This window comes from Kitasatospora sp. NPDC059812 (assembly GCF_042732075.1).
Taxonomy (GTDB): Bacteria; Actinomycetota; Actinomycetes; order Streptomycetales; family Streptomycetaceae; genus Kitasatospora.
In genome coordinates, this window is record NZ_JBHWIO010000154.1 from 1 (window position 1) to 9,015 (window position 9,015).

A 9,015-nucleotide genomic window follows, 5' to 3' on the forward strand; every position below is an offset into this window, starting at 1 on the left:
CGGGCTGGTCTCGACCCGGCTAGTGCTGATCTTGTAAGCCCTGCCCGTCGCTGACGGCCAGGCGAAGTGAGCTAGGAATCCCCGTCCTTTAGGGCAGGGAGGATGTCAATCAGGTGCTCTGGTTGCTGGTCGTGGTAGCCCTGCTGTTCCGCCGGTGGACCACCGTCCGGACCCTGGCCGCCCTGGCCGGAGTGGCCGCCATCGCCCAGTGCTTCGTCCAGCAGCATGCGATGTGGACCGTGGTGCCGGGCTTTCCGCCGGACTACACCCTCCTGATCATGTCGTCCGGCGCGAACGTGTTGTGGTCCCTGCTGCTCTTCGCCGCCCCCGGCGACCTGCTGGAGAGCACGATCGCCCGCCGACCGCGCGCCGCCGTCCCGCCCGCCCTGGTGATGGTCGCGAGCCTCCTGCTGTCCAACCTGGGCCGTCTCAGCGCACTTCTTCACGAGAGCGCCCTCCCCGTACTTCCCCAGCCCGTGCTGACGTCGATGGGGGCCTGCATCCCGCTGGCCCTGCTCTCGCTCGCATCCCTCCGCTGGGGCCGGCTGCTACCGGCCGCGACCGCACTGGCCGTCCTCCCGCCGGTCCTCAGTCTCGGCCTCACCGGCAACGCGTTCTTCACCTGGTACGACAACCAGCTCGGCGATCTCGGCCTGCTCTGCCAGTACCTCCTCACCGTCACCCTGATCGCCCTGACGACAGCAGCCGCCGTCCGCTACCTGAAGCCCGCCCCGGGAGCCCCGAGCCGCCTCGGCGCGGTGTGACCCACCGCCGCACTCTCTCGACTCTCTCGACTCTCTCGACTCTCCCGGCGAACGCCGCGCACGACCTCCCCGGTCGGCGCGGCGTTCCGCTTCGCGGACGTTCCCGGCGGCGCCGTGCCGTGCAATGGGCCGCTTGGGCCATGTGGGTGACGGTGGATCAGGCCGTTCCGGTTACGGGTGAGACGTGTGTTCGGGTGGGCAATTCGGTCCAGGTGGGACGTAAGGCGGATCGGTTCGCGCCAGCGGCCGCGCGCCGTGGGTGGCGGTGGGGTCGGTGGTCCCGCCGGGCCGTCGATCATGGCGGGCGGTCCTGCCGCGTCGTGCGGCGGGCCGCATCCGTGTCCCGCCTGTGAGGAGCGCCCCTGTGCCCGACGCCACGATCGACCTGCCGATCAGCTTCCAAGTCCCGGAGGCGTTCACCGACCTCGACTTCTCCGTGTCGGCGGAGGTGAACACCAACCGGCTGATCGAGCGGCTGAACATGGTCGACCCGAAGCCGTCGGACGAGGAGATAGGGGCAGCCGTCCTGACCCAGCAGACGATGTACGAGCTGCTGTCCGCCGCCGGCGCCGTCTACGCGGGCACGCTGCTGTACGGGCCGACGAAGGAGAAGCCCGAGGAGAAGCTGGCCTCGGCGATCCTGACCGTCACCGCCCGCCCCAGCGAGTTGTCCAACGAGCAGACCGTCCACCGCCTGGCGCGCACCATGGGCGCCATCTACCCGGACGCCGAGGTCGGCGTCGTCCGGCTCGAAGCCGGCCCCGCGGTGCTGCTCACCGAGGAACGCAAGGTCGAGCGCCCGGTGAACCTGCTCGGCGACGGCGGCGGCCCGACCGTGGTCCGTCAGTTGCACGTGTTCGTGCCGATCCCGGGGCGGCTGGCGATGGCCGACTTCGCGATCGCCACGGAGAACCTCCCCGAGTGGGACTCCTGCGTGGAGATCCTCGCCGAGGTCTGCCGCACGATCACCTTCGACACCGCCACCGCGGCCTGACCGGGAAAGGGGACAGACCCATGGAGATCGAGTACCGGCTCAATGTCGACCTGGAGGCCCTGGGCTACCAGCCGGGCAACCAGGACAAGATCGTCTTCAACGTTCAGAGCGAACTGAACATGTACACCACCAACAGCAAGGACGCGATGAAGATCTGGGGGTGGGACCCGGAGGCGCTGCGCCCCGAAGACCACTACCGGATCGACCAGCTCCTGCGCCTGTACGTCTTCCAGCGCGACCAGGTCATCGACGCACTCCACCGCTTGGACTGGGAGCTTGGAGGCTACGCGTACTCCGACCAGAAGGTCGCACAGGAACTGGCGGACTTCAAGCAGTTCCTGCCCAGGGAGGCTGCCAAGTCTCCCTTCGGGGCGGACCCCGACTTTCCTCGTACGGCGGGCGTGATCGCCTTCCGGCACTCCTCCGTCGCTCGTCGCCTCGGCTCGATACCGTCCCTGGCCATGGGCGGGTATTCGGGCGAGGGTGTCTACTACCGGCTCACCGACAACGGCTACCCCCGGGAGTGGATCAAGGACGGGCGCCTGTACGACCTGGTCGACATGGCCCTGGCCCTCCAGGCCGAGCTCCAGCTGCAATGCCTGCTCACCGACCGCGAGTTCACCCGGGTCATCCAGACCCGGGGCCAGGAGTTCGAGTACCTGAAGGCCGAGGCCGCCCGCAAGGCGGCCGAGGAGCAGGGCAGCAGCTTCTGGTCCGTCTTCGGGGACATCCTGGGCATCGTGTCCGCCGTCGCCGGCGTCCTGGCCCTCATCCCGGTCCTCACGCCGATCGCGGGCCCGGTCGCCGCCGTCACCGCCATCGCCGCGCTCGGCGCCCACACCGTGGACGCCGCGATCAAGGGCGACTGGGACGCGGCCACGATCGTCGGCCTGGGCGCGGACGCGCTCGCCGCCCTGCCCGGTGTCGGCGCGGTCGCCAAGAGCCTCAAGGCGGGCAAGGCCATCGTCAAGACGATCGGCACCGGCGCCAAGGCCTCCTACAAGGCCAGCGTCGGCGTCCGCCGGGCCGGGCTCACCTTCCTCGCCGAGACCGGCGGCTCCGGAGCCTCCGACGCGACCAAGGTGTTCAACTACATCGGCACCAAGGGCGCCAAGGTCGTCGGCGCCTCCGAGAAGGCGGGCAAGCTCGCCGGCAAGGTCCTCCAGGGCTCGGTCAACCTCTCCACCCAGGTCCCGCTGGTCGTCGAGATGTCCACCGGCACGGACATGTCCCAGGCGAAGGAGGGTGCGAGCGGCGCCGCGCTGACCGCCAACTATGGTCAGAGCATCGGCAGTTGGGGCATCGTCGGCGATGCCGCCAAGAAGACCGGTACCGTCTCGCTCGCGACGTTCTCCAAGATCATCGGCCGCCGCTGACCCCCGGGCCGCCGTTCGAGCCCGCCGCCCGCACCTTTCGGGCGGCGGGCCGGGGAGCCGGGGCCGGGCGGTGCCGTCTGCTCAGCCGATGTGGTGCCGGTCGAGCCAGGTGAGGGAGTGGTCGGCGAGTTCGGTCCAGCCGTGGTCGACGGTGAGGGAGTGGCCGCGGTCGTCGAAGCGGTGGTAGTCGGTGACGGCCGAGGACTTGCGGTACTGCTTGTGGGTGGAGCGGATCAGCACGTCGGGCACGGTGTGGTCGAGCTTGCCGGACAGGAGGAGGAGCGGTCCGCGGTCCTGGTTGCGGGTGTCGACCTTGGCGGGGGAGTGGGGGGCGAAGTTGCTGAGGGCGAGCTGGAAGAGCGGGCGGGCGGGGCTGGGGATGGTCCACTCGTCGAAGAGTGCGTCGGATTCCTGCTGGGGGACGGCGTTGGCGAACGCGTAGCGGAACTGCTCGGGGTTGAGTGAGACGGCGCGCTTGGTGTTGCCGGGGTTGCGCAGGAACGCGAAGGCCGACTTGGCCTGGGCGGGTCCGACGGCCTTGACGCCCTTGATCTGGCCGGGGCAGATCGCGACGGCTGCCCGGGCGAGGTTCTGGCCGAGGAGGTGCTGGGCGATGAAGCCGCCGACGGAGTGGCCGACGAGGACGGGCGGGGTGTCGAGGTCGCGGATGATCCGGGCGTGGTGGGCGGAGATCTCGGCGAGGCCGATTCCGCCCTGGGGGTCGGGGTTCCTGCGGGCCTGGGCGACGGTGGCGGGGACGCCGGGCCATTCGGGGAGGATCGGTTCGTAGCCGGCGTCGCGGAACCGGTCGGCCCAGCCCTGCCAGCTCGTGGAGTGCAGCCAGAGGCCGTGGATGAACATGACCGGGGTGCGGTTGCTGGGCATGGCGGGGTCTCTCCTGGTGCGTGAGGGTTGGGGATCGGATCGGGATCGGCGGCCGGTCGGGGCGCGGTCGTCCGGTCCGAGAAGTAGAAGGAGCGTTCTCTCTACTTCTCCAAGGTAGAACGATCCTTCTGTTAGCGTCAAGCCATGACGACGAGAGATTCCGCGCCACCGCGCGCTCGCATCCTGGCCGCGGCGATGCGGCTCTTCTACGCCCAGGGCGTGCGCGGGGTGGGCATCGACCAGCTGATCCGCGAGTCGGCGGTCGCCAACGCGACCTTCTACCGGCACTTCCCGTCCAAGGACGACGTCGTGCTCGCCTACGTCCACGAGCACGACCGCCTCTTCCGCGCGGCTGCCGCCGCAGTGGCGGACCTTCCTCCGCGCGAGGCCGTGACGGCCCTGTTCACGGGCATCGCCGACGAGTTCTGCGCCCCCGGCTTCCGCGGCTGCCCGTTCATCAACGCCGCCGCCGACTACCCGGACCCCGACCACCCGGTCAGCCGCGCGATCCAGGAGCACATGGACTGGTTCCGCGCCCTGCTCACCGGCCTGCTCGCCGCCGCCGGCCACCCCGACCCCGACCGGGCGGCCGACACCCTGCTGATCCTGCGGCACGGCGCGATGAACCAGAGCCGCTTCACCGCCCCCGCGGCGGTGCGCGAGGCACTGGCGGCCGCCGTGGACGCCGTCCTCGGCTAGGCCCTGTTCGGCCGAGAAAGCAGGCAGAGTGCGCCATCAGTGGTGGCGCACTCTGCCCTCCCGGCCGCTACGCCCGGCGTGTGTGCCGTGTGCGTCGCCGGGGCCGGGGCCGGGGCCGGCCCGGGTGGTGGAGGGCGGTCACTCTCCGGAGCGGTCCTGGCGCAGGCGGGCCGAGGCGAAGGCGGCGATGAGCCAGCCGAGGCCCAGCAGCGCGCCGCCGCCGAGGCCGGCCAGGGCCACCGGGGATCCGGCGTTCGCGAGCATCAGGGCGGGTGCCTGCGCGGCGGTGTCGCGCGGGGGAACGGGCGCGGGGTGGGTGCCGGCGGGGTGTTCGGCGGCCGACGTGTCACCGGGGGCGGTGCCGTCGGGGTGGTTGTCCCACTGGCCGGGGCCGGGGTGGTGGTCGCCCCAGCCGCCGTGGCCACCGGAGTTGTTGCCGTCGCAGCCGCCGTGGTCCTGGTCCTCGCAGGGGGTGCAGGCCACGATGGTCACGGTGTTGCTGGTCGCCGTCACCGGGGTGCCGTCGGGGGTGGTGCCGGTGACGGTCGCGGTGTCGGTGATCTTCCCGGCCTGCACGTCGGCGTCGGCGGTGGAGTAGGTCGCGGTGCAGGTCGTGGACGCGCCCGGGGCCAGGGTGGTCACCGGGCAGGAGACGGCCGGAGTGCCCGGACCGGAGTCCGTCACGGCGATCGAACCGAGCGTCGTGTCACCGGTGTTGGTGACGGTGAAGGTGTAGTGCAGGGCCTGGCCGGCGGCGGAGAACGAGGTCTCCTGGACGGCCTTGACGATCTTCAGCCCGGCGTAGGGCACGGTCACCTTGTTGCTGGTCGAGGTGACGGTCCGGCCTCCGGGAGCGCTCCCGGTCACCTGGGCGGTGTCGACGACCTTGCCCGCGGCGACGTCGGCCTCGGTGGTGACGTAGGTCGCGGTGCAGTTCTCGGAGACGCCCGGCGCGAGCGGGCCGGTGGGGCAGGTGACGGTCGGGGTGCCGGGGCCGTTGTCCACCACGCCGATGTTGGTCAGCGGCTGGGCGCCGGTGTTGGTGACCGTGTACGTGTAGTGGATGGTCTGCCCGGCGGCGGTGTACTGCGCCTCGGCGGCCTTCTTCACCACCGTGATCGCGACCAGCGGGGTGTTCACCTTGTTGCTGGTCGTGGTGACGCTCTGGCCGCCCGTGTCGGTGCCGGTGACCTGGCCCTGGTCGGGTACGTTCTGGGCGGCTACGTCCGCCGCCGTCGTGACGTAGGTGGCCTGGCAGGTGGTGGACTGGCCGGGCGCGAGCTGGTTGGTTCCGCAGCCCGAGACGGTGACGCCGGGCGTCAGGTCGGTCACCGTCACGCCGGTCAGCGCGACCTGGCCGGTGTTGGTGACGGTGTACGTGTAGTTGAGCGTCTCGCCCGGGGCCTGGAAGTTCGGCTGGACGGCCGACTTCGTGATGGTCAGCGCCCGCAGCGGCACGACGACCTGGTTGCTGGTCGAGGTCACCGTCTGGGTGCCGACGGTGCCGGTGAGGTTCGCCGTGTCGGTGATCGTGCCCGCCGCCGCGTCCGCGGCGGTCGCGGTGTAGGTGGCGGTGCAGTTCTCCGTGGCGCCGGCCGCGAGCGGGCCGGGCGGGCAGGTGACCGTCGGGGTGCCGGGGCCGGTGTCGGTGACCGCGATGTTCGTCAGCGGCACACCGGCGTTGTTGGTGACGGCGTAGGTGTAGTGGATCGTCTGCCCCGCGACGAACGAGCTCTCCGCCGCGGACTTGTCGATCGTGGGGGTGGGGACGTTGACCAGCACGGTGGTGGTGCAGCCCGTCGCGGTCGCGCAGGTGCCGCCCGCGATGGTGGGCGCGACGTTGTTGGTCAGCGCGTAGTTGCCGGTGTCGGGGCTGTTGACCGTCACCTGGTACTTCACGGTCACGGTGGACCCGGCGGCGGGCGGCGCGGTCAGTGTGCCCGACCAGGTCAGGGTGTTCCCGGTGACGGCGGCCGTTCCGGAGCTGGCGGTGACGGAGCCGGGCACCAGCGTGCCGTCCGTCAGCACGGCCGAGAGGTTGTCACTGAAACCCGCGAAGGTGGCCGGGTTGGTGCCGGTGTTGGTGACGGTCTCGGTGTAGGTCAGGGTGTCGCCCTCGTTCACCGGGCCGGTCGGGGAGACCGACTTGGCGACGGTGTAGGAGGTGCCGGCCGGAAGGTTGCAGTTCCCGCTGTCCTGGGTGGAGGAGGCGCCGTAGAAGGGGTGACCCGTGTTGACGACGACGGTGGTGGGGATCACCGCGGTCGAGGGACCGGCCGGGATCGAGTTCAGGGTCTCGATGGTGCCGTTCGCGCGGAAGACGTAGACGTTGCCGCCGGACTGGGCCAGACCGTACGTGGAGCCCGGCACGTTGCCGATCTCGGTGATCGTGTTGTCCGGGTGGATGCGGAAGTAGTAGGTCGGGTTCTGGAAGAACGAATCGAACGCCGCCCCGAGGACGTCACCGTCGGGCAGGGTGATGAAGTCGCCCGAGGAGACGAGCGTGGCGGGGTAGGCGACGGGGAACAGCGTGCTCACCCCGGTGGTCGGGTTGAGCGTCCAGATCTGGTTCGAGAAGAACGATCCGATGAACAGGGTGCCGTCGGGCCGGGAGCTCAGCGCGTTGAAGTCGGACCCGAAACCCGCGGCCGGACCGGTGATCACCACCGAGCTGGTCTCCGCGCCGGTGGCCGGGTTGATCGTGTACAGCGTCGGCGGGCTTTCGTGCCAGGACACCCCGTACAGCGTTGTGCCGTCCGCACTCCACGCGATGTCCCCGTAATCCCGCACCAGCGGCACGTCGGACAGCTGCGTACCGGTCGGGCTGTACGAGTACAGCTGGTCACCGCCACCGCCGGTGTTCGCCCACACCGGGACCGGCGGACAGGTCAGCGCCCGGGGGCCTGACTTTCCGTCTGCGCCGTTCGCACCGTTCGCGCGGTCCGCGCCGTCCGTGCCGTCCGCAGGTGAGGCGACGGCAGGTCTGACGGATGCCGTCTCCTGCGCCGGGAAGGCGTGCGCCGGGAAGGCGTGCGCCGGGAAGGCTTGTGCCGAACCTCCTCCCCAACCCGCCGTCACGCCGATGACCGCCAGTCCGATCGCCGCGGCGAGCCTGCCGCGCGACCGGCCGCGTCTGATCCCTGCCATACCGTCTCCGTTCCAGTCGGGCGTGGTCACCGCAAGGCGCCACGCCGCAGTATCGAGATAACGCGAGGTGTTTTTGTGAACACTTTGAGTAACGTGACATGGGTTGGCTCGGGCCGCCATCCGGACCCGAACCCCTTGCGACCGCTGGGTGTCGGCCACCTGGCCCCATCGCGGCCCCTCGCGTGGTGCCCTGCGGCCGTCGGCCCCCGGCCACGTGATGGTCTGACCGGTCGACGGGGATCCTTCGGCCCGCACCGAAGGATCCCCGCCCTACCGTCGATGCATCGCCGTCCCCGGCTCCCAGCACGTCGACCCGGCCCGCTGGAGCCCGCTGATCTACAACTTCCGCCACTACTACGGACCCGGCCCCGAGCTCGGCCACAGCTTCCGCACCCAGACGCCCCGCTGAAACCGCTGAAGCTGCTGAAACCGTTGAAACCACTGAAACCGTTCTGCCGCTTGCGCGAGAGAGTGTCAGCCCCACCTGCCAAGGTGACGGGCATGGATCTCGACACCTTCTGGCAGATCATCGACGACACCCGCGCCGGCGCCGCCGACGAGAGCGAACACGCCGACGCGCTCACCGAGCACCTCGCCGGCCTGGCACCCGATCAGATCGCGGACTTCGACCGGCACTACGCGCAGCAGAAGGCCCGCTCCTGCACCTGGCTGCTCTGGGGCGCGGGCTACCTCGTCAACGGCGGCTGCAGCGACGACGGCTTCGACTACTTCCGCGACTGGCTGATAGGCGCCGGCCGAACCCTCTTCGAACAGGCCCTCGCCGACCCGGACAGCCTCGCCGAACTCCTCACCCCCGACCAGGAGGAACTGGAGGCCGAAGACCTCGCCTACGCGGCCACCCATGCCTACCGCCAACTCACCGGCGCCGACCTCCCCTCCAACGGCATCACCTCCGGCCCCCCGACTGGCGAGCCCTGGGAGGACGAAGACCTCCCCACCCTCCTCCCCCACCTGTCAGCCCGCTTCGCCGACTAGCCCCCGCCCACCGGACGTCACGCGCCGCCGTTTCCACCTCGGGGAATTATGTAGACCAACCGTCATATTCCTCGGCCCCCCAGCCCGCCAGCCTGGGGGGCACGGCGCAGGAAGTCGCGCCGGCCGGCTGGTGTCTCGGTTACACAAAACCGCT

7 protein-coding genes and 1 pseudogene are annotated in these 9,015 nt (G+C 70.5%); 6 read left to right on the forward strand and 2 right to left on the reverse strand.

The window, feature by feature from the left end:
• The first annotated feature begins 122 nt into the window (after positions 1-122).
• The 3 genes from ACFV6D_RS38125 (at position 123) to ACFV6D_RS38135 (ending at position 3,134) form a co-directional block, all read left to right on the forward strand.
• Positions 123-764, forward strand: a complete 642-nt coding sequence (locus ACFV6D_RS38125; RefSeq protein ID WP_380563305.1) for a hypothetical protein — start codon at positions 123-125, stop codon at positions 762-764.
• A gap of 364 nt (positions 765-1,128) precedes the next feature.
• Positions 1,129-1,758 carry a hypothetical protein gene (locus ACFV6D_RS38130; protein ID WP_380375673.1) on the forward strand — a complete coding sequence of 210 codons (630 nt, stop codon included), beginning with the start codon at positions 1,129-1,131 and terminating at the stop codon, positions 1,756-1,758.
• Between the two features lie 20 nt (positions 1,759-1,778).
• Entirely contained in the window at positions 1,779-3,134 is a 1,356-nt protein-coding gene (locus tag ACFV6D_RS38135; protein WP_380563307.1) for a hypothetical protein, read from the forward strand.
• 81 nt (positions 3,135-3,215) lie between these two features.
• Here ACFV6D_RS38135 and ACFV6D_RS38140 read toward each other — a convergent pair whose 3' ends face one another.
• On the reverse strand, positions 3,216-4,019 hold the full coding sequence (locus ACFV6D_RS38140) for an alpha/beta hydrolase (RefSeq protein ID WP_380563309.1): 804 nt from the start codon (positions 4,017-4,019) through the stop codon (positions 3,216-3,218).
• 144 nt (positions 4,020-4,163) lie between these two features.
• Between ACFV6D_RS38140 and ACFV6D_RS38145 the strand changes: the two genes are divergently transcribed.
• Positions 4,164-4,718 carry a TetR/AcrR family transcriptional regulator gene (locus ACFV6D_RS38145; protein ID WP_380563311.1) on the forward strand — a complete coding sequence of 185 codons (555 nt, stop codon included), beginning with the start codon at positions 4,164-4,166 and terminating at the stop codon, positions 4,716-4,718.
• 138 nt (positions 4,719-4,856) lie between these two features.
• On the opposite strand, the gene ACFV6D_RS38150 is transcribed toward ACFV6D_RS38145, so the two are convergent.
• Positions 4,857-7,865, reverse strand: coding sequence for a hypothetical protein (locus tag ACFV6D_RS38150; RefSeq protein WP_380563313.1), 3,009 nt, complete (start codon positions 7,863-7,865; stop codon positions 4,857-4,859).
• Positions 7,866-8,148: 283 nt separating this feature from the next.
• Here ACFV6D_RS38150 and ACFV6D_RS38155 point away from each other — a divergent pair.
• Together ACFV6D_RS38155 and ACFV6D_RS38160 are read left to right on the forward strand one after the other, a co-directional pair.
• Positions 8,149-8,274: pseudogene (locus ACFV6D_RS38155) on the forward strand (flavin reductase family protein); the annotation flags it as partial.
• Between the two features lie 92 nt (positions 8,275-8,366).
• Complete coding sequence (locus ACFV6D_RS38160) at positions 8,367-8,861, forward strand: DUF4240 domain-containing protein (protein ID WP_063347022.1); 495 nt, start codon at positions 8,367-8,369, stop codon at positions 8,859-8,861.
• The last annotated feature ends 154 nt before the right edge of the window (positions 8,862-9,015 follow it).